This window comes from Gallaecimonas xiamenensis 3-C-1, from assembly GCF_000299915.1.
Lineage (GTDB): Bacteria > Pseudomonadota > Gammaproteobacteria > Enterobacterales > Gallaecimonadaceae > Gallaecimonas > Gallaecimonas xiamenensis.
This window is the reverse complement of the sequence record NZ_AMRI01000016.1, coordinates 1-21,504: the sequence shown is the minus strand read 5'-3', so window position 1 is coordinate 21,504 and position 21,504 is coordinate 1. Positions and strand designations below refer to the sequence as shown.

Sequence of the window (21,504 nt, the reverse complement as noted above, 5' to 3'; positions counted from 1 at the left end):
CGGTTGTACGCTTCGGCACATAAAAACGACGACAGCGGAGAAACATCATGATCATTTACGGCGTCACCTTACTGGCGGTCTGCACCCTCTTGGGTGTGGCCATAGGCCAGCTCCTTGGCACCCTTATCGGTATCCCCGCCAACGTAGGCGGCGTGGGTATCGCCATGGTGCTGTTGGTGCTGGTGGGCAGTACCTTGCAAAAAAGAGGGGTATTGGATTTAAAAAGCGAACAGGGCATCGAGTTTTTCAGTGCCATCTATGTGCCCGTGGTGGTGGCCATGGCCGCCAAGCAAAACGTCTACGGCGCCCTGACCGGTGGCCCCATGGCCATTACCGCCGGCATTGCCGCCGTGGTGCTGGGCTTTGCCCTGGTGCCGGTACTGGACCGCTGGGGGCGGGAAAGTCAAAGCGAAGAACAGACAGAAGCCATGACCGCCGAGGAGAGCCGCCATGTTTGACGCACTGCTCAAGGTCTCCAACACCTACAGCATGGTGGTGGGTTTTGCGGTTATCGGCCTCATCATGTGGCTGTCGTACTGGCTGTCGGCCAAGCTCACCTCCGGGCGTATCCACGGCAGTGCCATCGCCATCCTCTGCGGCCTGGTGCTAGCCTATATCGGCGGCATCATCAGCGGCGGCAAGCATGGCTTGATGGACCTGCCGCTGCTCTCTGGCATCGGCATTGTCGGCGGCACCATGCTGCGGGACTTTGCCATCGTCGCCACAGGTTACGGGGTCAAGGTCGAGGAGCTGAAAAAGGCCGGTTTCGTGGGGATACTGGCGCTGCTGCTGGGGGTCCTGTCCTCCTTTGTGGCAGGTGTGGCGGTGGCCATGGCCTTTGGTTACACCGACGCGGTGAGCCTCACCACCATAGGTGCCGGCGCCGTAACCTACATCGTTGGCCCGGTGACCGGCGCCGCCATCGGTGCCAGCTCGGAAGTGATGGCGCTGTCCATCGCCGCCGGCTTGGTCAAATCCATCCTGGTGATGGTCGCCACCCCTTTCGTGGCCAAGTACATCGGCCTTAACAACCCCCGCACCGCCGTGCTGTTCGGTGGCCTGATGGGCACCTCCAGCGGTGTGGCGGCCGGTCTTGCCGCCACCGATCCCAAACTGGTGCCCTACGGCTGCCTGACCGCCGCCTTCTACACCGCTGCCGGTTGCCTGCTGGGCCCCTCACTGCTCTTTCTGGCTATGCTGGCAATCACAGGTCAATAATGCCACTTAAGTCGCATTGCCCTTGCAAGGGGGCGGCGCCATAGTCAGACGGCCGGTTCTACCGGCCGTTTTTTTCAGTTGGGCGGCAAGGCAGGCAGCAGGTGGACGACGGCATTACCCTTAAAAAACTCGATATCTTCCTTACCTTTATGCGCACCGGCACCCTGGCGGAGGCGGCCGAAGCCCTGGGGCTGAGCGCGGTGAGCGTGCACAGGGCCATTCATTCCCTGGAAGAGGCCCTCAAGTGCCCGCTGTTTCGCCAGGAGGGGCGCTTGCTGGTGCCACTGCCCAGCGCCCAGGTACTGGCCGAGCAAGGCCAGCAGGTGCTGGCGTCCCTGGACGATGCCATCAAGGCGGTGCGGGAAACGGCCGGGGTGTACTCCAACCAGTTCAAGCTGGGGGCGCTCTATTCGTTGACCCTGGGCACAGTGCCGCAGCTCATTGCCGGCCTTAAGCTTCGCAAGGGCGAGCTCAATATCGAGCTGAGCCTGGACTCCAATACGGTGCTGTTCAACAAGCTCAAGGCCCTGGAACTGGACGTGATCCTGGTGGCCCTGGAGCCCGGCTTTGAAGACCCGGATTTCATCACCCTGCCGCTCTTTGAAGACGATATCTGCCTGGCGGTACCGCCGGACTCGCCCTTACAGGCCCTGCCCCAGACCAATCTCGACAACCTCAACGACGCCACCTTCGTGACCCTGGCCAAGGGCTTTGCCACCAGCCAAGACAGCTACCGGGCCTTCGACAAGGCCGGCATGACCCCCAACGTGGTGATGCAGGTGTCGGATATTTTTTCGCTCATTTCCATGGTCAGTGCCGGGGTGGGCCTGGCGCTGCTGCCAAGGCGGGTGGAAGCGGTGTTCGAGAATAAAATCCGCCTTATTCCCCTGGCCCCCGAGTGCCAGGTTACCCAGCAGATCTCCATGGTGTGTCTGGCCAGCCGCGAGCGGGACCCACGCATCCTAAGCTGCATTGCCGAGTGTCGCAGCTATGCCAGGCGTATCGCCTCCAAATGAGGGCCATGCCTGGGGTTGGATATGCTAAGGTGCAAAAACAGCCAGGAACGGCGCTTAAAAAACAAGGAGATAATCTTATGACCGACACCCCCTCCCTTGAGCATCAGCTCGATTTACAAATTCAGTCCTTCAGCCAATGTCTGCAACAGGAACTGGGCCAGGCATTTCAGCACCTCAAGGAAGAATACGCAGACCCCGCCTACGGCATCTATGCCATCGGCCTGTATTACGACCAGGGCAGCTGGCAACACATCGCTCCCTTGCTGGCCTCGGAAAAAGCCCTGGACTGGCAAGCCAACCAGGACCAAGACTCGCCCCTTTCCATAGCAGACCGCAAAACCAGCCGCCGCTGGGGGCTGATTGACAACCCCCACGCCCAAACGGTGATGGATCAAGATTGGCTGCCCGAGAGCCTGGCCGTGCTGGAACAGATCCAGGCGCTGCTGGAAGAAGCAGAAGAGGAAATCGAAGCCACCGAGCCGGAGCACCGTTTCCACCAGGCCCTTATCGAAGATCTGATACGGGACCATTACCTGCAATTGCGGCTGGCGGCCCGGCGGGCGCTGCTGAACCTTAAAGGCGAACCCTGGTTTCAGGACTGGCTGGCCGAGACCGGCGCCATATTGGTTACCGACGCTACCCCTTACGACGATGTGGTGCAGCTTGAAGACATTCATGCCCTGAATGACGAAGCCGGCTATCGGCGTTTCTACGAGGGCCGCCAGGCGATGACCGCCATGTGCGCCAAGGAGGCGGCGCTGATCAAAGACATGCCCGATCACTGGGTCAATCAGGCCGCCAGGGAGCTGGAGGCCGACTAACAATCCTGTGCATCAAAAAGCCGCCATAAGGCGGCTTTTTGTTTTCAATCACCCATGCACAGCCATCTCTAGATACTGCCAAAGGGGCCCCTGGGCACCAGCGGGCTGTCATGGGGGCTGACCAGGGCATAGTTGAAATCCTTGTCTGACCAATAGCGGGCCAGCAGGCTGCCGTCTTGGCGCTCCCCCTTGGGCAGCATATGGTGGCGCGGCCCTGGCGGGCGGATAAAGAACAGCAGCGCCTGGCCCTTGTCGTTGCGGTACAGCACCATGGCGGCCGGCCCTTCGGCGGTGGCCATCAGCTCGGCCCCCACCCGCTTCAGGCCGTAGTTGTCCAGGGCCGGCGGCAGGCTGGCTCCCTTGAAATGGCTGTCGAACCAACCGGCCAGCTGGGCCTGGTCCACACCCTTGGCAGGGGCCTGGCTAAAGAGCCGGTAGGCTTCCACCGCATCGCTCATGGGCAACATCGCTTTGGCATAAAGACGGCTCTGCCATTGGCTGCCGCCAAACCAACCGCAGCCCAGGGCCAACACCAGGGTGGCGGCGGTGGCAAAGCGGCGCCGGCGCCGGGCCTTGATTGCCCGGCGCACCGCAAAGGGATGTAAGGCCGGGTTGGCAGCCAGGGGCACTTGGCTAAATCCCTGGCGCAGCGCCTCGCTGTCGCGGCGGTAACGGGCCAGCTGCTGGGCAACCTCGGGGTGGCGGGCCAGGTAGTCTTCCACCACGGCGCGCTCGGCGGCGGCCAGTTCGTCGTCTAGGTACGCCTGGAGCTGCTCTTGGCTAGGTTTCATCGGATCACCCTCAGCCGGCCCTCGGCGTTGCCTTGGGCCGGCACCTCTTCAAGTAACTGGCGATAGGCCTGGCGGGCCCGTGACAGGCGCGACATGACGGTGCCCATGGGAATGGCCAGCGCCTCGCTCACTTCCTGGTAGCTCAGGCCTTCAACCGACACCAGCACCAGGATGCTGCGCTGCGGCTCGGGCAGTTTGGCAAAAAGGGCCAGGGCGTGGTGCTCTTCCAACTGCTGCTCCAGGGTGGCGGTTTCGCCCTCATCGCCGCTAAAGAGCTGCAACAGCTTTTTAAAGCGGCCGTTGCGGCGCTGGCCGTCGATAAAGTGGCGATAAAGAATGGAGAATAACCAAGGCCTTACCGCCCCCTGCTGCCGGCGCTGCTGCCAGCCGAGGATAGCCTTTTCCACCGTGGCCTGGACCAGGTCGTCGGCGTCAAAAGGCGTGCGGGTAAGCGACAGGGCAAAGCGCCTCAGGCTTGGCAGTTGGTCAAGGATGACCGAGTCCAGTTCATTCATGTCCGAGTTCATCCACTAAGTCTGCTTATCAAACGAGTGGCGCTTTCTTTTATTCCCGTGGAATAAAAAAAAGTCCCGGGCGTCTTGCTTGAGTAGTTAACCACAAGGACATCCGATGGACACTCCCAACACCAAGCTGCGCCTGGCCGTTATTGCCGTGGCCGTAGCGCTGCCGGCGGCCTTTTTCGCCTACTCGGCCGGCTGGCTGAGCCCGGCCCGGCTGACCCCGGCCAAACTCGTCGACCAGTTGCAGGCCAATGGCGGCAACAACATGGGCGAAAGGCGCAACCACACCAAGGGCCTTTGCGTCAGCGGGTACTTCGAGGGCAACGGCCAGGGCACGGCGGTGTCCAGCGCCACCGCCTTCACCCAGGGCCGCTACCCGGTTTCAGGGCGTTTTTCCCTGCCCGGCGGCAACCCCCACGGCAACGACGCCGCCGCCACGCCCCGCTCCCTTAGCCTGAAGATTGACGGCGGCGCCGGCCAACAATGGCGCATGGCCATGTTGTCTTCGCCGGTGTTTGTGCTGAGCCAACCCCAGGATTTCTACCAGCTGCTGAAGCTCCAGCAGCCAGACCCTGCCACCGGCAAGCCCGATGGCGCCAAGATTGGCGCCTTCTTCAAAGCCCACCCCGAAAGCGCCCCTTTCCTGAACTGGGCCAAAAACCACAAGCGCTCCGACAGCTTTGCCAGCACCCCGTTTAACAGCCTCAACGCCTTTGCGGCCACCAACGCCGACGGCGAGCGCCGCTTTGTGCGCTGGTCCTTCCTGCCCCAGGCCCCCTTTGCCGCCCAGCCGGCGGGCGCCGGCCCGGACTTTTTGTTTACCGATCTCCAAAAGCGCCTGGAAGAGGGCCCGGTCAGCTGGCAGCTGCAATTGCAGCTGGCCAACCCAGGGGACCCGGTCACCGATGCCACCAAGGCCTGGCCTGCCGATCGCCAGCACATCGACGTGGGCACCCTGGTGCTGACCCAGGCCGAGCCCGGGAGCAGCGGCGCCTGCCGCGACATCAACTTCGACCCCACCATACTGCCAGCAGGCCTTAGCCCCTCGGCCGACCCACTGCTGCCGGCCCGCTCCGCCGTCTATTCCGACGACTTCACCCGCCGCATCGGTGAACAAGCCAAGCTGGAGGACAAATCATGAAAGCGCGATTTCATATTGCGATTCGCCTGCTGCACTGGCTGATGGCCCTGGCCATCTTCACCATGCTGTTTGTGGGAGCCGGCATGGTCAGTTCGGTGGCCAACCGCGACTGGCTCTACGACCTGCACAAGCCCCTGGGTATCGCCATCTTGGTGCTGGCCCTGTTGCGGCTGGCTGTGCGCCTCAGCACCCGCACCCCGCCCCTACCCGGCGACATGCCGCTCTTTATGCAGCTGGTGGCGAAGTTTTCCCATCTGCTGCTCTACGGCCTGATGTTGGCCATGCCCCTTGTCGGCTGGCTGATGCTAAGCGCCGGGGGCTACCCTGTGACCCTGGGTGGCGGCATTGAGCTGCCGGCACTGGTGGCCAAATCCAATAGCCTTTACGCCCTGCTTCGCCCCCTGCACAGCTTGCTGGCCTACAGCCTGTTGCTGCTGGTGCTGGGGCATATGGCGGCGGCCCTGTTCCATGGCCTTATCCGCCGCGACGCCGTGCTCAGCAGCATCGGCTTTGGCAAGTCCCGGCCCATGGACTAACCAACCTGGCGCTGCCAGGGCCAAAAAAAACGCCACCTAGGGGTGGCGTTTTTTGTTATGCGGCCAGGCGCAACCGCCCCAGGGGGCTCAGCAAGAGCGCATAACGCAGGGCCACATAAGTCACCACGGCGGTGGCCACCAGCAGCTCCACTTCGGCCAGCAGGTGCAGCTGGGCGACGGCGTCAACGTCCAGCCCCCAATGGGCAAAGAGCTGGCTGACCTTGAACAGGGCGGTGGCACTGATCACCAGGGGAAAGGTAAAGGCGGCAAACCCGGGGCTAAAAGGCAGGCGCAGCAGGGTCACCAGGGCCAGGTAGATGATGGCGGTCATCAGCACGGCAATGCCCAGCAGCAGTGCCACCAGCAACAAGGAGGGCTCGGGGACCACGGTCAGGTAACCGGCCAGGGACAGGCTGGCCGGGGCCGCTAGTATGGCGATGGTGGGCTTGGCGGCATCCGGCACGGCGGCGCGGAAGATAAGCCGGTAGATCATCAGCGGCAGCATCAGGGCGTAGCAGGCCATGCCGAACCACAACAGGCCATGGGCCAGGGGGGCAAAGGCGCCGCCGGGGCTGGCCACGTCGGCAACGATAATGCCCACTGGCGGCACAAACCAGCTGGGCACCATGTGGTGCAGTTGAAAGTCCCTGGCCCTGTGCCAGGCAAAGGTGGCCAAAAACACCAGGTGCAGCGCCACGGCAAAGAGCCACAGGGCGCTGCCCAACTGGCCGCCAACGGCCTTGGACACCACCATGGTGGCCATGGCGAAGGTGGGCACCACGCTACCCACCACAGGGTGGGCCAAGTCGGCCTTCAACAGGTGCGGGTGCAGCAGGAACTTGGCCGCCAGCACCAGCAGCAGCAAGCCCGCCACCAGGGCCCCAAGGGCCTGGGCCTTTCCGGCAAAAAGCCCGGTATTTTCCCAACACCAGCCGAGGCTGGCGATACCCAGGGCCAGGCCGGCCATGGGGGTGGGGGCGCTGGCAAAACGGTTGACGATACCCATGGGGGCTCCAAAGACGTTTGAGCTATGGCGCCATCATAGAAAGCCCCTATCGTTTGTGATATCTAAATGATTTAAACCACTCGTTTAGAAAAACCATATGCCAAGCTTCAAGCAACTGCAGGTTTTTGCCAGCGTCGCCCGCCACGGCAACCTGGGCCAGGCCGCCGAGGAACTCTTCCTCAGCAAGGGCGCCGTGTCCCAGGCCTTGGGGGAGCTGGAGCGGCGCCTGGGTACGCCCCTTTTCGACCGGGTCCATCCCAGGCTCCAGCTCAACGACCAGGGCCGCCAGCTCCAGCCCCTGGCCGAAGCGGTGCTGGACAGGGTCCAGGATATACGCCACCTCTTTGACGAAGGGGGCGAACCCCAGGGTGAGCTGCGCCTGGGGGCCAGCCAGACCATAGGCAACTACCTGCTGCCTGGGCTGCTGGCGCAGATGCCGGGGCTGGCCGCCAAGGTGCGGATCACCAACACCCACAACCTCTGCCACCTGCTGGCCCATTTCGAGTTGGATCTGGCCCTTATCGAAGGGGAAAACCACCACAGCGAACTGGCCACGGCCCCCTGGCTGGACGACGAAATGCTAGTGGTGGCGGCCTCCGGCCACCCCCTGGCCGGCCGCACCTCAGCCGGCACCAAGCTGGCCCTTAACGACCTCAACGGCCAACACTGGGTGCTGCGCGAACCCCAGTCCGGCAGCCGCGAACAATTCGACCGGGAACTGGCCCCCAGGCTCGGCACCCTGGGCCGGGTGCTGGAACTCAATACCCTGGAAGCGGTGATGCAGGGGGTGGAAGCGGGCCTGGGGCTGACCCTGGTGTCGCGCCTGGCCGCCGCCGACCGCCTGCAAAGCGGCCGCCTGGTGGCGCTGCCCCTGGCCCAGGGATTTCCCCGCCAGCTGCGCCTTGCCTGGCACAAACAGAAATACCACGGCGCCCTGCTGCGCCGCTTTATCGCCTTCTGCCAGGCCCCTAGAGGCTAAGGCGCGGCTGCAGGAAGTCCAAAAAGGCCTGAATACGCCGGGACAGGCCGCTGTGGCGGTAGAAGACGGCGTTGACGCCCTGGCGCTCCGGTTGGTCCACCTGATGCTGGGTCAGCACCTTGACCAGCCGCCCCTGGCGCAGATCTTCGGCCACCATAAAGTTGGACAGGCAGGCAATGCCGTTGCCGGCCAGGGCCAACTGGCGCAGGGTTTCGCCGCTGGACACCCTAATGGCAGGCTCTACCTGGGGTTTACCCGGCAGCGGCCAGCGGTTGAGGGCAGCCGGGCTGACAAAGCCCAGCAGCTGGTGCTGGCCAAGTTCCGAAGGATGCTGGGGCACCCCGCGTTTGGCGAGATAGGCCGGGCTTGCCACCAAGTGCAGCGGGCTTTGGCCAAGGGCACGGGCGTGCAGGCTCGAATCACTCAGGCCACCGATACGAATGGCAAGATCGGTGCGCTTTTCCAGCAAGTCGATGATGCCGTCGCTGCTGGTCAGTTCCAGTTCGATGGCCGGAAACTGGGCCCGAAACTCGCTGACAATGGGCACTATCTGATGCAGCACAAAGGGGCTGGCCGCATCCACCCTTAGCCGGCCCCGGGGTTTGCCCTGGCTGGCGTCCAGCTCCTCTTCGGCTTCTTCCAGTAATTTCAGGCCCTGGCGCACCCTTTGGACAAAGTGGCGGCCTTCTTCGGTCAGCTCCAGGCGGCGGGTGGTGCGGTTGAGCAGGCTGGCGCCCAGCTCCGCCTCGATGCGGCTGACCGCCTTGGACACGGTGGCTACCTGCACATTCAACTGCTCGGCGGCCCGGGAAAAACTACCGCTGTCCACCACCGCCAGCAGCACCGCAAGGTTGTCGGAACGGGTTTTCATTTTCCACCTTGGAAAAAATCATTTCAGATAACGCACATTTATCACAAAAGTAAGCTTGGCAAGAATGCCGTCATCAAAAACTGACGGAGATTTGTCATGCCCATCGCCTTGCTGGCGCTGACCTTAAGCGCCTTTGCCATAGGCACCACCGAGTTCGTGATAGTCGGCTTGGTGCCCACCATCGCCAATGACCTTGGGGTTACCCTGCCCTCGGCCGGCCTCTTGGTCAGCCTCTATGCCCTGGGGGTGGCCATCGGCGCCCCGGTGCTGACCGCCCTTACCGGCCGCTGGAACCGTAAAACGGTGCTGCTGTCGGTGATGGCCCTCTTTGTGCTGGGTAACCTGTTGGCCTGGCAGGCACCCGGCTATTCGAGCCTGATAGTGGCGCGGATACTGACTGGCCTGGCCCACGGGGTGTTCTTTTCCATCGGCTCGACCATCGCCACCAACCTGGTCAGCAAGGATAAAGAAGCCAGCGCCATCGCCATTATGTTTACCGGCCTCACTGTGGCCCTGGTCACCGGCGTGCCGCTGGGTACCTTTATCGGCCAGCATCTGGGTTGGCGCACCACCTTCCTGGTGGTGTCGGTGCTTGGGCTGTTGGCCCTTATCGGTAGCGCCTTGCTGGTGCCCAAAGACCTCAAACAACCGGCCCCGGCCAAGCTTTCTTCGCAACTAAAAGTGCTGACCCAGCCCCGGCTGCTGCTGGTGTACGCCATGACGGCGGTGGGCTACGGCGGCACCTTCGTGGCCTTTACCTACCTGGCCCCCATTTTGGAGCAGGTGTCTGGATTCCAGTCCAGCGCCGTGGGCCTCATCATGCTGGTGTACGGGGTGTCGGTGGCGGTGGGCAACATCTGGGGCGGCCGCCTGGCCGACCGCAAGGGCCCCATAGCCGCGCTGCAACTTATCTTTGCCGCCCTGGCCCTGGTGCTGCTGGCCTTCACCTTTACCGCTCAAAGCCCGGTGGGCGCGGTGCTGACCGTACTGCTGTGGGGCGCCTTTGCCTTTGGCAACGTGCCCGGCTTGCAGGTGTATGTGGTGCAGCTGGCCGAGAAATACACCCCTCACGCGGTAGACGTGGCCTCTGGCCTCAATATCGCCGCCTTTAACGTCGGCATTGCCCTTGGCTCCATCATCGGCGGCACCGTTATCGACAGCCTCAACCTGATGGATACCCCCTGGATAGGCGCCCTCATTGTGGTGCTGGCCCTGCTGCTGACCCGCTTGTCCGGCTTCTTGGACCGCCGTGGCGCAGCCCAAGCCCTGTAACCCAATCAAGGGGCAGGGCTGACCTGCCCCGGGAGCGCACCATGAGCATCAATACCCTCACTCAAGGCGGCTTTTCCATCGGCGTTGAGCTGCCACTGGACAACGACTGGACAGCCCAAGGTGAAGCCAGCCGCCTGGCCGCAGGCCGCAAACCGGGCGAGCCGGACATGAGCCAGCACCAGGAGCTGGTAAAACTGGCCGACCAACTGGGCTTTCGGGCCGCCTGGGTCAGAGACGTGCCCTTGTACGACCCGGCCTTTGGCGACGCCGCCCAGGTGTTTGAGATCTTCAGCTACCTTGGCTACCTGGCCGGCGTTACCCAGAATATCTTGCTGGGCACGGCGGCGGTGGTGTTGCCGCTGCGCCAGTCTTGGCTGGTCAGAAAAGCCGCCGCCTCAGTACAAGCCCTTAGCCACAACCGCCTGCTTTTGGGGGTGGCCAGCGGCGACAGGCCGGCCGAATACCCGCTTTTTAGTGAAGATTTTGCCAGCCGAGGGGACGCCTTTCGCGAAAGCGTGGCGGTGCTTAAAGGGGAGCGGGACCACCAACTCGCCCCCGGCCAGGCCATTTTGCCCAAAGCCCCACAGCCGCCGCTGCTGGTGGCCGGTTTTGCCCAGCAATCGCTGCAATGGGTGGCGGACAACATCCAGGGCCTGTTGGCCTACCCCGGCACCCCAAGCGACCACAAGCGCCGGGTTGCCCAGTGGCGGCAATTGGCTGGCAACAAGCCCTATGTAAGCTTTATCCACTTGGATCTGCTGGCCGACAAAAACGCGCCTTTAAAGCGCCACCACTTTGGTATCAGCGGCGGCAGCAAGGCGCTGATAGCAGAGCTTGCCGCCATGAAGGAGGTGGGCGTAGACCATATCGGCCTGCACTTTCGCCGCAACCAGCGGCCCCTTGCCGACACCCTTATGGAAATCGCCAGCGACGTGCTGCCGCAGTTTCACGGCCAGGGGCCATTAATCGATTAACTGCAACAGCCTTTTTTGCCCAAGCGCTTTTCAATTGCGGCGGGGCGCAGTAGCATGTGCCCGCCGTTTTGTGACGGCAATCACCTTTAGATATCACTTATTCTCAGGGCGGGGCGAAATTCCCCACCGGCGGTAGGCCCCCAGGGGCAAGCCCGCGAGCGCCCGGCACAGCCGGGGTCAGCAGATCTGGTCAGAGTCCAGAGCCGACGGTCATAGTCCGGATGGAAGAGGATAAGGGTAAGGGTGCGGCCCGCCGCGCTCTTTGCCTGCATGCAGCTTTTTTGCAGCCATTTCCTGTGCCCTGATTCTGGTAGCCCTAGGAGCGTTATTACCATGAGTCAGACCAACCAAACCTCACTGCTGGCCGAATACGGCACCCCTATCGAGCGCGTCGAAGCCGCCCTTGCCGCCTTGCAACAAGGCCAAGGAGTACTGGTGGTGGACGACGAGGACCGCGAAAACGAAGGGGACCTCATCTACAGCACCGACCACCTCACCGACGCCCAGATGGCGCTGATGATCCGCGAGTGCTCCGGCATCGTCTGCCTGTGCCTCACCGACGCCCAGGCCAACCAGTTGGATCTGCCGCCCATGGTGGTGGCCAACAACTCCAAGAACCAAACCGCCTTCACCGTCACCATCGAGGCAAAAGAAGGGGTGACCACCGGCGTCAGCGCTGCCGACCGGGTTACCACCATCAAGACCGCCGTAGCCCAAGGGGCCAAGCCCGAGCACCTGGCCCGCCCCGGCCACGTGTTCCCGCTGCGCGCCAAGGCGGGCGGCGTACTGGAGCGCCGTGGCCACACCGAAGGCACAGTCGACTTGATGCGCCTGGCGGGGCTGACCCCGGCCGGGGTGCTGTGCGAACTGACCAATGAGGACGGCACCATGGCCCGCCTGCCCGAAATCATCGCCTTTGGTAAAAAGCACGCCATGCCGGTGCTGACCATCGAAGATCTGGTGCAATACCGCCTAGCCACCCAGCAGCAAGCCGTTTAACAGCGCTCACCGATGAAAAAGCGGGCATCATGCCCGCTTTTTTACGTTTAAAGGCCCCCAGCTCCCTTACCCCTAAGCGGCCTAGCCCAAAAGGCCCAATGCGCGGTTTCACCCAGCCCCTTTGCAGCCTTCGCCCCCCATTTGTACTTAACTTGGCAGGCAGGCCCTGCCTTGCAAGGACAGCGTCACAACGAAAAGGACTTTCACACCATGTACTTCCGTTTACATCAAAACGGCTGCGTCGTTTACCAGCGCTTGCAGTGCAGCTGGTCGAAAAACCGCGAACACGCCGCCTTACATGCCAACCCCTATCGCACCCTGAAAAACATGGTGGGCGGCGGCGCCCGCTTGCACGGGCCGCAGCAGGGCAACGTGCCCCGTTCCCGGGGCGGCGGCCTTATTACCGGTGCCCAGCCGGATATCAGCCAAAACCTGGGGGAGCGTTCCGGCGGCTTTGGCCGGCCTTGGGAGCGGCTGCACATGATGGGGGTTGGCGCCGCCAAGTTGGAACAGCGTGACTACAGCAACTACAACACCCTGATTGGCAGCCATGCCCTCAACAGCGCCATGATCCCCTTTGAAGGCATCGTCAGTTGGGTCATAGGCCAAAAGCGCAAGCATATCTATTCCCTGACCACCACCACCAAGCCGCTGATGATGGAACGTGCCGAAAAAGGCCGCCATGTCGAATGGGCCCAAACCCCGGTGCTGACCAGCATCACCCAGGCCCTTTCCTACACCTCGGAAAATGACGACAGCGTCTGGATCAACCTCACCAACACCAGCGTCTGCCCCATTGTCGGGACCATGCAGGACGATGAGCAGGTCCACTACCAGGTCGACGTACCCGACCAGTGGAAGATGTCCATCCTCAACTTCGAGCAGATGCAGCAAGATATCCGCACCCTCGACGACCGCATCTGCGCCATCCAGGACCGGCACAACAGCCAGTTTGACGCCTGGCGCCAGCAAACCTTTTATCGCCAAGTGCAATAACAGGCGGGCCCAGGCCCGCTTTTTTATGGCCTGGCCGCTGGTCTCAACCAGTGCCGCCCCCGCCGCAACGGCCCAAGGCCTGCCCCCCTGGCATGCTAGCGTTGGCAAAAAACCAGGGAAATTCCAATGACCAAGACCTTTACCGCCCTGCTGCTGGGCCTGGCCATGGCCGGCTGCGCCGCCACCGCCCCCCAAGACGTGGACCTGGTGATCCGCCACGTTAACCTTATCGACGTGGCCACAGGCCAGGTGCATCCAGACCAAACCGTGGCCGTTGACCACAACAGCGTGGTGGCGGTGCTGGCCGACGCCGACGCCAGCCAATACCGGGGCCGCCAGACCCTCGAAGCCCAGGGCAAGTATCTGATGCCGGGGCTTTGGGACATGCACGTACACTTTGGCGGCGGCCAGGCCCTGGTGGAAGAGAACAAGGATCTGCTGCCCCTTTATGTGGCCAACGGCGTAACCACGGTGCGCGACGCCGCCGCCGACATCAGCGACCAGGTTCTGGCGTGGCGGGCCCAGGTGGCCAGCGGCGCCCTGCAAGGCCCCACCATCTTTACCTCAGGCCCGAAACTGGAAGGCAAAGACTCCATCTGGCCAGGGGACTTGGAGATCGCCAACGAAACCGAGCTGGCCCAGGCCCTGGACAAGCTCCAGGCCATGAAGGTGGATTTTGTCAAAATCACCGACAGCGCCCTGAGCCCAGAGTTGTACCTGGCAGCGGTGCGCGCCGCCAAGGCCAGGGGCTTTATCATCTCCGGCCACATTCCCTTTGCCCTGCCGGTAACCGAGATCTCTGACGCTGGCCTCGACTCCATAGAGCACCTGAGTTACCTGCTTAAAGCCGGCTCCCGCGACGAAGCGGCCATCAGCGCCCAGGTAGCCAGCGGCCAGCTCACCTACTGGACAGCCCTGCCCAAGCTCAGCGCCAGCTTTGACCGGCAAGTGGCCCTGGCCAACTACCGCCACCTGGCGGCCAACGGCACCGCCGTCACCCCCACCCTGGTGGGCAGCCAGATCATCGCCTACCTGGATCAGGACAATCACCAGGCCGACACTTACCTGGACTACATAGGCCCCGGCCTTAAAAAGACCTACCAATGGCGGGTAGACCGCGCCGCCAAAGACGACGCCGCCGCCATTGCCGCCCGCCAGAGCCGTTACCAGCAAACCGCCGCCCTGCTGCCGCTGCTGAGCCAGGCCGGGGTTACCCTGATGGCCGGTACCGACGCCGGCTTCTTGAACTCCTACATCTACCCTGGCCTGTCCCTGCACCAGGAACTGGCCCTGTTCGTGGACAACGGCCTGACCCCGCTCCAGGCCCTGCAAGCCTCGGTGCTGGCCGGCCCGGCGTTTTTGGGGGTCAGTGACCGCTACGGCGCCGTGGCCCCCGGCAAGGTGGCAGACCTGTTGCTGCTGGACGCCAACCCCCTTGAAGACATCAAGGCCACCCGCGCCATTCACGGCCTGGTGCTGCACGGCCAGTACCTGGACCGCAGCCAGTTGGACGCCCTGCTGGCCAGCGCCAAGGCCAAAGTGGCCAAGGCCGGCTAAGGCCCCGCCCCCGGCGGGCCCTGGCCCGCCGGTTCAAGCGCACTCAAAGAAGACAGCAGCGCCGCCAAGGGTTACAATCCTGCTGTTTTTTTAATTAGCCAAGAAGAATTCCCATGGGCCGAGCGTTTAACAACCGTAAAGAATCCATGGCCAAAACGGCCGCCACCAAAACCAAGATCTATTCCAAGTACGGCCGCAGCATCTACGTCTGCGCCAAGCAAGGCGGTACCGATCCCAACGGTAACACCACCCTGCGCAGCCTTATCGACCGCGCCAAGAAAGATCAGGTGCCCACCCACGTCATCGAAAAGGCCCTCGACAAGGCCAGCGGTGCCGGCGGTGAAGACTTCCTGCCCGCCGTCTACGAAGGCATTGCCCCCGGCGGCGCCCTGGTGCTGATAAGCGCCCTGACCGACAACCCCAACCGCACCTTTGGCGAAATTCGCGGCGTGTTCTCCCGCTGCAAAGCCAAACTGGGCAGCCAGGGTTCCGTGTCCCACATGTTCGACCACCGCGCCATGTTTGTTTTTGCCGGTGACGACGACGAGCCGGTACTGGAAGCACTGATGGAAGCCGACGTGGACGTGTCTGACGTGGAAGCCGACGAAGGCATGGTCACCGTACTGGTGCCGCCTACCGAGTTCTTCAAGGCCAAGACCGCCCTGCAGGAAATGAACCCCGACATCGATTTCGAAGTCGAGGAAATCACCTACCTGCCCCAGGTTGACCACGAGCTGGCCGGTGACGACGCCGAGCAGTTCGAGCGCTTCGTGGGCATGATGAACGATCTGGAAGACGTACAAGACGTGTACCACAACGGCAAATTCGCCTAAGCGGTAACGGCTGACAAAAACGGCGCCCAAGGGCGCCGTTTTTTTATGGGCCTTATTCCAGGCCCAGCTTGATGCGCATGTCCTTTTCCACCATGGCCTTGGTCATGGCGGCCTGGAACACCTTGAAGAACAGGCCGCTGACAAAGGCGCACAGGGTCAGGGTAAAGAAGGCCGACACTGTCCAGTCCACCCACAGGGCGCCGCTCTCTACCAGCACCGGCCGGTAGATGGCGATACCGGCAAACACCACCCAGTGACTGAAGCAGTAAAAGCACTTGAACAGGTAACCTATCATGTGGCTTTTCTTGGCGGTCCACTCCCGCCAGGGGCGGAACAGTTCGGTCTGGGTGATGGTGATGGAAATACTGCTGGCGGCCACGGCCACAACCAGGCACTGCCAAAACGCCGCCAGGATGGCGGTACTGCTAGGGTCACTCATGATGGCCTCCTTTGAGGGTGTCGGTGTCTGACCAGGGATGGGCCAGGAACTCCTGGCCTATGTCGAACAGGGTCAGGGTTTGGAACTGGTCGAGGATCAACGTCTGGGCACTGGCCAGGGCCTGGTCCATTACCCGGTTCACCCCCTGCTCTACCAGGCACTGGGGGTTGTCCTTGCGGTTGCCTATAGCAAAGAGCCCGGGGGAGCCCAGGGCCTGGTAAACGTCGTAAAGGCGGATCGCATCCAAGGGCTTTTTCAGGCGCCAGCCGCCCTTGTGGCCCTTGTCCGACTGCACCAGTTGGTGCTCCCTCAGCCCCGCCAGCATCTTGCGCACCACCACAGGGTTGGTGTCCAAAAAGGTGGCCAGCTGTTCCGAGGTCACCGCCTTGTTGCCCTGGGCCATGTGCAGCAGCAGGTGCAGGCAGGAAGAAAGGCTGTTGTTTTGCTTCATGTAACTTTATCCGTTACGATTTAATGTAACAAACAATATTACGTGAACCATGACAGGTCAAGCGCAGCCGGGAGACACCATGACCAACCAGGAACTCATTGCCCTTTTCGACCAGCAAGCCCAGGGTTACGACCAGCAATGGGCGCGGCTGGCCCCCATCAATGGCGGCCTCTATTTCCTGCTGGAATCCGCCTTCGCCGCCCTGCCCGAGCACGCCCGCATCCTTTGCGTGGGGGCCGGCACCGGCCGCGAAATACTGCACCTGGCCAAGGTCTTTCCCCGCTGGCAGTTCACGGCGGTAGAACCTGCCCCGGCCATGGTGGCGGTGTGCCGGGACCAGGCCGAAAAGGCCGGTATCGCGGCGCGCTGCACCTTCTTTACCGGCTACCTGCAAGACCTGCCCCCCAGCGCCCCCTTCGACGCCGCCACCAGCCTGCTGGTGTCCCAGTTCCTGATGGACAAGGCCCAGCGCATCGGCTTTTTTAACGCCATAGCCCAGCGCCTGGCCCCAGGTGGCCTGCTGGCCAATGCCGATCTGGCCGCCGATCTGCAAAGCCCCCAAGGCCAGGCCCAGCTGGCCCTGTGGTTTAAGGTGATGTCCCAGGCCCTGCCCTCTGCCGACGCCCTGGCGCGGATGCAAAACGCCTACCGCCAAGACGTGGCGGTGCTGCCCCCGGCCCAGGTCGCCGCCCTGCTGGCCGAAGGGGGCTTTACCGGGGTTTTCCCCTTCTTCCAAGCGGGGCTTATTCACGGCTGGCTGGGGCAGCGCCAAGGGGATTGATGCGCTTTTACCCTGCCGGGGGCTTTTGCTAAGTTGCTGGCCAGCTTGGCTTTTAAGCTAAGGGCCAAGCCCTGTGCCCGCTTTTGCTTGGTCTGTTCGAGGTGGTTATGAAAGGCATTTTGCTGATGTTGTCGCTGCTGGCCATGGCCGCCCAGGGGGCGCCGGCCCTGGTCAAGGTGGACGGCTTTGACATCGAATACGAAGCGGCAGGGAACGGCCCCCATACGGTGCTGCTGGAAGCCGGTGGCAGCGCGGGCCTCAAGGACTGGGACCCGGTCTTTGCCCAGATAGCCAAGCAGGCCAAAGTGATCCGCTATTCCCGGGTCGGCAACGGCAACTCCACCCCCATCAAGCGCCATTTCAGCTCCCTGGACTACGCCGCCTACACCCATCATCTACTGGCCGCGCTCAAGGTAAGGGAACCGGTTATCTTGGTGGCCCACTCCTACGGCGGCTCGGTAGCAAGGGACTTTGCCGCCGCCTACCCAGGCCAGCTCAAAGCCCTGCTGCTATTGGACCCGTCCTCGGAGCACGACGTAGACATCATGCGCGCCATAGACCTGGATCAGGCCAACCGGGAAATCGCCCAAATAAAGCTGGACGACATGGCCAATGGCATGTCCAACCAATACCTGGATTTTTGGAGTAAAAGGCCCTTGCCTGGCTACCCGCAGATCCAGGATATGCCGGTGACCGTGATTGCCTCGGTCAGAGTCCCAGCCCAGCCCGCCAACCTGTTCTTTACCGCCAAGGCCCGGCAAATGTGGGGTGAAAACTGGCAGCGCTGGGCCCAGGCCTTTCCCCAGGGCAAGGCGGTGCTCACCCAAAAGAGCGGCCACTTTATCCAGTCCGACCAACCGCAACTGGTATTGGCCGAACTCAATGCCCTGATGCAAAAGCTGGATAAGGCTCAGCCATAACCCCAGCAAGGGCCTCTGCCCAAGGGTAAAGGCCCCTCCCCCGCGCTTTGTGCCGCCGCCCGTACCCCAAAGCCCACCCGGTAAGGGCTCTGCCAAGCCCTTGCCCAGCCCTTTAGTACCCCCGCCCACCTGCCGCCAACACGTCGCCACACGGCCTTTGGCACAAAGACCTAGCCACAGCTGCCTAAGGCCATGGCTCAAAGACGCCGTTTTGTGAGGGGTTAAGAATTAAGCAGCTTTACCCTTTCACCGGAGGTTGTTAAGTTAGTGTTACTTTCTGGCCTGGTGTCGTTGGGCCACAGAGCCTGGGCGCAGTAGCGTCAGATGTTGCCAGGGAAGGAACCACCAGGGATGGGTAACAACTCAGGGTAATACTCGAAGCGGAAGCACAGCTTTCGCGCAGTATTACGCGAGCACAGGACGTGCGAGGTGGAAGGAGCCACCAGGGATGGGTAACAACTCAGGACGATAAAGGGACTTTGGATAACCTGATTCCACGGGCGGTAGCTTCGGTTACTCCCAACTCAACCCCCCATTATCCATCTGATAAATAAAAACTTTTATCTCATTAGGCTTTATCTGGCAGCTCCCTCATGCAGCAGTTCGCGCATTGCCAATGCAACTAAGCAAATTGAGTTTTGATGGGAGCCCGACTTCAAGAAAAAGAGCCGGTCCCATCAGCAAAAGAGGCCGGCTCGTTTTCACGCAAGACGATAAATAGGGTCGCAGATATCGTTAGGAAAATCAGATGGTTAAAACCGACACTCCAAGTGATCTGATGAGTGAAAACGAGCCGGCTTCATAACTATTGTTAGGCTCATAAATTCGATCATTAAAATAGGGGGAATTACTGTGCATAATATATACAGGCTTCTTTGCATTCTTCCATTGATTGCTTTGGGTGGGTGCTCAATTTTGCCTACAAATAATGGAAAGCTAGAGGGTAAGGTGTGGTGTAATGAGAGGTATCTTACAGAGATTGAAGGACCTCAAAGACCCGAGCTTGCCAAGTCAAAACTGAGAATATCTAAGAGTGCATATGAGTATGCAGTTATTGCCTTGCTGCCGCTTCAAAAAGCTGGGATTGATACTGAGTTTCACTTTGATATCCCAGAGAATGTGGAGCATTTACTAGAATTCGATTCGGACAGAATTGAAGGGATGTCAGGATTTGGGTTTGCAGCGAAATCTTATCTTTTAACGAAAGCTGATGGATCGGTTGAGCTCGTTATTTCTTACAATGGTAGTGACTCTATATTAGATTATCTAGTTCAGAACTTCTCTATATTTCTTTTTCAAAATAAATATGCACGTAAATATTTAGAGTATGTGATTGATCGAAAGCCAGATGGGGTGGATAGGGTTGTTGTAACTGGTTATTCGTTAGGCGGAGGGCTGGCTGCGCATGTGACAAAATACCCATTTAAATATTCTTCTGTCATTAATCAAGCTTGGCTTTTTAATCCAAGCCCCCGAATAGGTGATGTGCATTCAAATATTGATGATCGAATATATCTGCTCTCTACCGAGTATGAAGTGCTGAATAAATTAAATAGAGAAAAGCTTGGTGCTAGCGATCTACATACAATGACTACCTATAATTTGATTGGATCTAGTTCAATATACAATCATTATCGCTGGGTGTTAGCGAGAGAAATACTTCAATATGCAGATGCAGCTTATTGGTTTGATGATGGTTTTTCGGAAGATGAATCGCCAGCAATGAAAATATTAAGAAGTCAAACCAGGCCATGTGAAGAAGCTAAATATAATGCACAACATTAGTTTTTAAATATCTTCGGGTAGCGATAAACCATTTTAATATAATTAAAGATTTTAATTGAATATCACAGATATCTGTATACGGTCAAAACACTCCGTCAGTGTGATAGCCTAACAAGGCACTGCTGTCGGACAAGTTTTCCGCTATGCTCCAAACTTGCCGTAGAGCGCGGCGTTAGGCATTCAAGGAGTAGTTTTGATCGGCGAGCAAAAATGGGAATTCTTAATAAACGGTGATCATAGATTGCTTAGACCATTTTCTGAATCACAAGGAAACAGTTACTTTGATATTTCTGGTGGCATGGATCATTGGCATGACTGTATGAACGATGACTTTCGTTTAAGTTCTATATATTTTGAATCAGAAGATGATGAAGAGTTAGTCTGGCAGATTGGTTATGAAATGGTTTCATTGTTTAATGGAATTTCGTTAATACTAGACAAAAGTTTTAGAAAAATTGAATTAGAGAGTCTCAATCATCAAGGTAGCTCTGTATCGAAGGTTAATAAAGTACATGTAATGTCAGTTCTTGGAGAACCAAGTAATTTAAATAAGTATTGTATTGAACAAGAGTTTCAAAAACTCTGTAAATCAGATATTCGATTGTTAATGTTAAACTTAGCAACAGAAAGGGAAGATGTTTATTTGCTTCTAAAGTATTTTGACTTAGTACATGATTGGGTTAATTATTACAAAATACTTGAGTCAATCGAAGCGTTCTCCAAGTTTTCTGGCATAAATATAACAGTAGATCAAAAAAGACGAAGTGCTTTTACGAATACTGCAAACAATTATCAGTTTTCTGGCATTCATTCTCGGCATGGATTTAAAAAAACAATTCAAAATAATAAAACACCTTCATTGAGCTTAAATGAAGCACATGATTTTATAGCTGAAATTGCTAAAGAATACTTGAACAATGTAGCTAATGAAGTTGTTTCTGACAGAACTAAAAAGTCGTTCAAATTACCGAATTAAAAAAAATAAAAAAATAAAGGACATCCATCTTCTGAGTAGCCATAAGGAGTAAGCTCGATGTGTCTTCTCTTTCCATATCAATACGCTTTTGATGAGGCTGACTTCACGCTGATACCGCGTTTTGCTGTTAAAAACGCAAATTAGAGGCGAGCGAGACTATCAGCGACTGCTGAGGGTATATGAGCGTGGTGGTGAAGGGGGAGTTAAGCGGCTCTTATCGGTGGGCCGACGACGTGCCGTCGATGATGGGCTTTGGCGTAGGCACTTTGCGCCTGTTTTTGACCAATCACAGTGCCACGGGAAAGCTGGTGTTGGCCAAGGGCGATAAGGAAGCTGTCGGCATCAAGGCCCAAGCGCTCCAGAATGGCGGGTGTCTCTTGGCTAATGAAGCCGCGCTGAAAATAAAGGACATCCATCTTCTGAGTAGCCATAAGGTGACAAAATAAAAAAAATAAAAGGACATCCATCTCCTGAATAACCAAAAATTTATTTTTCGCAATACATCGACAGTGCTCTACTAATCAGTCTTGAGGGTGTTTGCTTTGCTCTGATACCGTGTTTTGTTATTAAAAACGCAAATCCAAGGCGAGCGAAATTATCAGCGACTGCTGAGGGTATATG

General features: G+C 59.3%; 24 protein-coding genes and 1 riboswitch. Of the genes, 18 read left to right on the top strand and 6 right to left on the bottom strand.

Translation table 11 applies throughout. The features are described from left to right. Positions 1-47 precede the first annotated feature (47 nt). The 4 genes from madL to B3C1_RS11890 all read left to right on the top strand — a co-directional run bounded on the left by madL (position 48) and on the right by B3C1_RS11890 (position 3,055). A complete protein-coding gene (gene madL / locus B3C1_RS11905; RefSeq protein ID WP_008485076.1) occupies positions 48-458 on the top strand; it encodes a malonate transporter subunit MadL in 411 nt (136 codons plus the stop codon). Next, positions 451-1,218 (top strand): malonate transporter subunit MadM, encoded by a 768-nt coding sequence (gene madM / locus B3C1_RS11900; RefSeq protein WP_008485075.1) that lies wholly within the window; start codon positions 451-453, stop codon positions 1,216-1,218. Before madL ends, madM begins: the two co-directional genes overlap by 8 nt. Before the next feature lie 101 nt (positions 1,219-1,319). Next, positions 1,320-2,234, top strand: a complete 915-nt coding sequence (locus tag B3C1_RS11895; RefSeq protein ID WP_008485074.1) for a LysR family transcriptional regulator — start codon at positions 1,320-1,322, stop codon at positions 2,232-2,234. 77 nt (positions 2,235-2,311) lie between these two features. Beyond that, positions 2,312-3,055, top strand: a complete 744-nt coding sequence (locus B3C1_RS11890; RefSeq protein ID WP_008485073.1) for a hypothetical protein — start codon at positions 2,312-2,314, stop codon at positions 3,053-3,055. A gap of 68 nt (positions 3,056-3,123) precedes the next feature. On the opposite strand, the gene B3C1_RS11885 is transcribed toward B3C1_RS11890, so the two are convergent. Both B3C1_RS11885 and B3C1_RS11880 read right to left on the bottom strand, forming a co-directional pair. Next, on the bottom strand, positions 3,124-3,846 hold the full coding sequence (locus tag B3C1_RS11885) for an anti-sigma factor family protein (protein WP_008485070.1): 723 nt from the start codon (positions 3,844-3,846) through the stop codon (positions 3,124-3,126). Continuing rightward, positions 3,843-4,373 carry an RNA polymerase sigma factor gene (locus B3C1_RS11880; protein WP_008485068.1) on the bottom strand — a complete coding sequence of 177 codons (531 nt, stop codon included), beginning with the start codon at positions 4,371-4,373 and terminating at the stop codon, positions 3,843-3,845. Before B3C1_RS11880 ends, B3C1_RS11885 begins: the two co-directional genes overlap by 4 nt. Positions 4,374-4,476: 103 nt before the next feature. Here B3C1_RS11880 and B3C1_RS11875 point away from each other — a divergent pair, with 103 nt between their 5' ends. Continuing rightward, a complete protein-coding gene (locus tag B3C1_RS11875) occupies positions 4,477-5,508 on the top strand; it encodes a catalase family peroxidase (RefSeq protein WP_008485067.1) in 1,032 nt (343 codons plus the stop codon). Then, positions 5,505-6,044, top strand: coding sequence for a cytochrome b (locus tag B3C1_RS11870; protein ID WP_008485066.1), 540 nt, complete (start codon positions 5,505-5,507; stop codon positions 6,042-6,044). The genes B3C1_RS11875 and B3C1_RS11870 overlap by 4 nt, the downstream gene beginning before the upstream one ends. Positions 6,045-6,099: 55 nt before the next feature. Here B3C1_RS11870 and B3C1_RS11865 read toward each other — a convergent pair whose 3' ends face one another. Then, positions 6,100-7,050: a TDT family transporter gene (locus B3C1_RS11865; RefSeq protein WP_008485065.1), complete on the bottom strand. Its 951-nt coding sequence runs from the start codon at positions 7,048-7,050 to the stop codon at positions 6,100-6,102. 97 nt (positions 7,051-7,147) lie between these two features. Between B3C1_RS11865 and B3C1_RS11860 the strand changes: the two genes are divergently transcribed. Further along, the gene (locus B3C1_RS11860) at positions 7,148-8,029 is read left to right on the top strand and encodes a LysR substrate-binding domain-containing protein (protein WP_008485063.1); all 882 of its coding nucleotides are present in this window, start codon (positions 7,148-7,150) and stop codon (positions 8,027-8,029) included. Here the strand turns inward: B3C1_RS11860 and B3C1_RS11855 are convergent. After that, entirely contained in the window at positions 8,019-8,900 is an 882-nt protein-coding gene (locus B3C1_RS11855) for a LysR family transcriptional regulator (protein WP_008485062.1), read from the bottom strand. The two genes, B3C1_RS11860 and B3C1_RS11855, sit on opposite strands and share 11 nt — an antisense overlap. 96 nt (positions 8,901-8,996) lie before the next feature. Between B3C1_RS11855 and B3C1_RS11850 the strand changes: the two genes are divergently transcribed. The 6 genes from B3C1_RS11850 (at position 8,997) to B3C1_RS11825 (ending at position 15,531) form a co-directional block, all read left to right on the top strand. After that, a complete protein-coding gene (locus tag B3C1_RS11850; protein WP_008485061.1) occupies positions 8,997-10,172 on the top strand; it encodes an MFS transporter in 1,176 nt (391 codons plus the stop codon). 41 nt (positions 10,173-10,213) lie between these two features. Continuing rightward, entirely contained in the window at positions 10,214-11,146 is a 933-nt protein-coding gene (locus B3C1_RS11845; protein ID WP_008485060.1) for a TIGR03571 family LLM class oxidoreductase, read from the top strand. Positions 11,147-11,241: 95 nt separating this feature from the next. Continuing rightward, positions 11,242-11,383, top strand: a riboswitch (FMN riboswitch). Between the two features lie 96 nt (positions 11,384-11,479). Next, positions 11,480-12,145 (top strand): 3,4-dihydroxy-2-butanone-4-phosphate synthase, encoded by a 666-nt coding sequence (gene ribB / locus B3C1_RS11840; RefSeq protein ID WP_008485059.1) that lies wholly within the window; start codon positions 11,480-11,482, stop codon positions 12,143-12,145. 210 nt (positions 12,146-12,355) lie between these two features. Continuing rightward, complete coding sequence (locus B3C1_RS11835) at positions 12,356-13,141, top strand: hypothetical protein (protein ID WP_008485058.1); 786 nt, start codon at positions 12,356-12,358, stop codon at positions 13,139-13,141. Between the two features lie 126 nt (positions 13,142-13,267). Continuing rightward, positions 13,268-14,698 (top strand): amidohydrolase family protein, encoded by a 1,431-nt coding sequence (locus B3C1_RS11830; protein WP_008485057.1) that lies wholly within the window; start codon positions 13,268-13,270, stop codon positions 14,696-14,698. Between the two features lie 113 nt (positions 14,699-14,811). Continuing rightward, positions 14,812-15,531: a YebC/PmpR family DNA-binding transcriptional regulator gene (locus B3C1_RS11825; protein ID WP_008485056.1), complete on the top strand. Its 720-nt coding sequence runs from the start codon at positions 14,812-14,814 to the stop codon at positions 15,529-15,531. Positions 15,532-15,583: 52 nt separating this feature from the next. Here the strand turns inward: B3C1_RS11825 and B3C1_RS11820 are convergent, their stop codons facing one another. Together B3C1_RS11820 and B3C1_RS11815 are read right to left on the bottom strand one after the other, a co-directional pair. Further along, positions 15,584-15,970, bottom strand: coding sequence for a hypothetical protein (locus tag B3C1_RS11820; protein WP_008485054.1), 387 nt, complete (start codon positions 15,968-15,970; stop codon positions 15,584-15,586). Beyond that, the gene (locus B3C1_RS11815) at positions 15,963-16,421 is read right to left on the bottom strand and encodes an Rrf2 family transcriptional regulator (RefSeq protein ID WP_008485053.1); all 459 of its coding nucleotides are present in this window, start codon (positions 16,419-16,421) and stop codon (positions 15,963-15,965) included. Before B3C1_RS11815 ends, B3C1_RS11820 begins: the two co-directional genes overlap by 8 nt. 79 nt (positions 16,422-16,500) lie before the next feature. Here B3C1_RS11815 and B3C1_RS11810 point away from each other — a divergent pair, with 79 nt between their 5' ends. From B3C1_RS11810 to B3C1_RS20195, 5 genes are all read left to right on the top strand, one after another. Continuing rightward, entirely contained in the window at positions 16,501-17,202 is a 702-nt protein-coding gene (locus B3C1_RS11810) for a class I SAM-dependent methyltransferase (protein WP_008485052.1), read from the top strand. A 107-nt stretch (positions 17,203-17,309) separates the two neighbouring features. Then, positions 17,310-18,122, top strand: coding sequence for an alpha/beta fold hydrolase (locus B3C1_RS11805; protein WP_008485051.1), 813 nt, complete (start codon positions 17,310-17,312; stop codon positions 18,120-18,122). A gap of 852 nt (positions 18,123-18,974) precedes the next feature. Next, positions 18,975-19,907: an alpha/beta hydrolase family protein gene (locus tag B3C1_RS20205; RefSeq protein WP_156804535.1), complete on the top strand. Its 933-nt coding sequence runs from the start codon at positions 18,975-18,977 to the stop codon at positions 19,905-19,907. A 193-nt stretch (positions 19,908-20,100) separates the two neighbouring features. Then, positions 20,101-20,883, top strand: coding sequence for a hypothetical protein (locus B3C1_RS20200; RefSeq protein WP_156804534.1), 783 nt, complete (start codon positions 20,101-20,103; stop codon positions 20,881-20,883). Positions 20,884-21,062: 179 nt separating this feature from the next. Then, positions 21,063-21,329 carry a hypothetical protein gene (locus B3C1_RS20195; protein ID WP_008485050.1) on the top strand — a complete coding sequence of 89 codons (267 nt, stop codon included), beginning with the start codon at positions 21,063-21,065 and terminating at the stop codon, positions 21,327-21,329. Positions 21,330-21,504 lie beyond the last annotated feature (175 nt).

Coding starts and splice junctions, on each gene's coding strand:
- B3C1_RS11855 (WP_008485062.1), bottom strand. CDS start 8,900: ATGAAAACCCGTTCCGACAACCTTGCGGTGCTGCTGGCGGTGGTGGAC.
- B3C1_RS11830 (WP_008485057.1), top strand. CDS start 13,268: ATGACCAAGACCTTTACCGCCCTGCTGCTGGGCCTGGCCATGGCCGGC.
- B3C1_RS11850 (WP_008485061.1), top strand. CDS start 8,997: ATGCCCATCGCCTTGCTGGCGCTGACCTTAAGCGCCTTTGCCATAGGC.
- B3C1_RS11890 (WP_008485073.1), top strand. CDS start 2,312: ATGACCGACACCCCCTCCCTTGAGCATCAGCTCGATTTACAAATTCAG.
- B3C1_RS11865 (WP_008485065.1), bottom strand. CDS start 7,050: ATGGGTATCGTCAACCGTTTTGCCAGCGCCCCCACCCCCATGGCCGGC.
- B3C1_RS11860 (WP_008485063.1), top strand. CDS start 7,148: ATGCCAAGCTTCAAGCAACTGCAGGTTTTTGCCAGCGTCGCCCGCCAC.
- B3C1_RS11875 (WP_008485067.1), top strand. CDS start 4,477: ATGGACACTCCCAACACCAAGCTGCGCCTGGCCGTTATTGCCGTGGCC.
- B3C1_RS11815 (WP_008485053.1), bottom strand. CDS start 16,421: ATGAAGCAAAACAACAGCCTTTCTTCCTGCCTGCACCTGCTGCTGCAC.
- B3C1_RS11880 (WP_008485068.1), bottom strand. CDS start 4,373: ATGAACTCGGACATGAATGAACTGGACTCGGTCATCCTTGACCAACTG.
- madL (WP_008485076.1), top strand. CDS start 48: ATGATCATTTACGGCGTCACCTTACTGGCGGTCTGCACCCTCTTGGGT.
- B3C1_RS11835 (WP_008485058.1), top strand. CDS start 12,356: ATGTACTTCCGTTTACATCAAAACGGCTGCGTCGTTTACCAGCGCTTG.
- B3C1_RS11885 (WP_008485070.1), bottom strand. CDS start 3,846: ATGAAACCTAGCCAAGAGCAGCTCCAGGCGTACCTAGACGACGAACTG.
- B3C1_RS20195 (WP_008485050.1), top strand. CDS start 21,063: ATGAGCGTGGTGGTGAAGGGGGAGTTAAGCGGCTCTTATCGGTGGGCC.
- B3C1_RS11810 (WP_008485052.1), top strand. CDS start 16,501: ATGACCAACCAGGAACTCATTGCCCTTTTCGACCAGCAAGCCCAGGGT.
- B3C1_RS11845 (WP_008485060.1), top strand. CDS start 10,214: ATGAGCATCAATACCCTCACTCAAGGCGGCTTTTCCATCGGCGTTGAG.
- madM (WP_008485075.1), top strand. CDS start 451: ATGTTTGACGCACTGCTCAAGGTCTCCAACACCTACAGCATGGTGGTG.
- B3C1_RS11870 (WP_008485066.1), top strand. CDS start 5,505: ATGAAAGCGCGATTTCATATTGCGATTCGCCTGCTGCACTGGCTGATG.
- B3C1_RS11820 (WP_008485054.1), bottom strand. CDS start 15,970: ATGAGTGACCCTAGCAGTACCGCCATCCTGGCGGCGTTTTGGCAGTGC.
- B3C1_RS11825 (WP_008485056.1), top strand. CDS start 14,812: ATGGGCCGAGCGTTTAACAACCGTAAAGAATCCATGGCCAAAACGGCC.
- ribB (WP_008485059.1), top strand. CDS start 11,480: ATGAGTCAGACCAACCAAACCTCACTGCTGGCCGAATACGGCACCCCT.
- B3C1_RS11805 (WP_008485051.1), top strand. CDS start 17,310: ATGAAAGGCATTTTGCTGATGTTGTCGCTGCTGGCCATGGCCGCCCAG.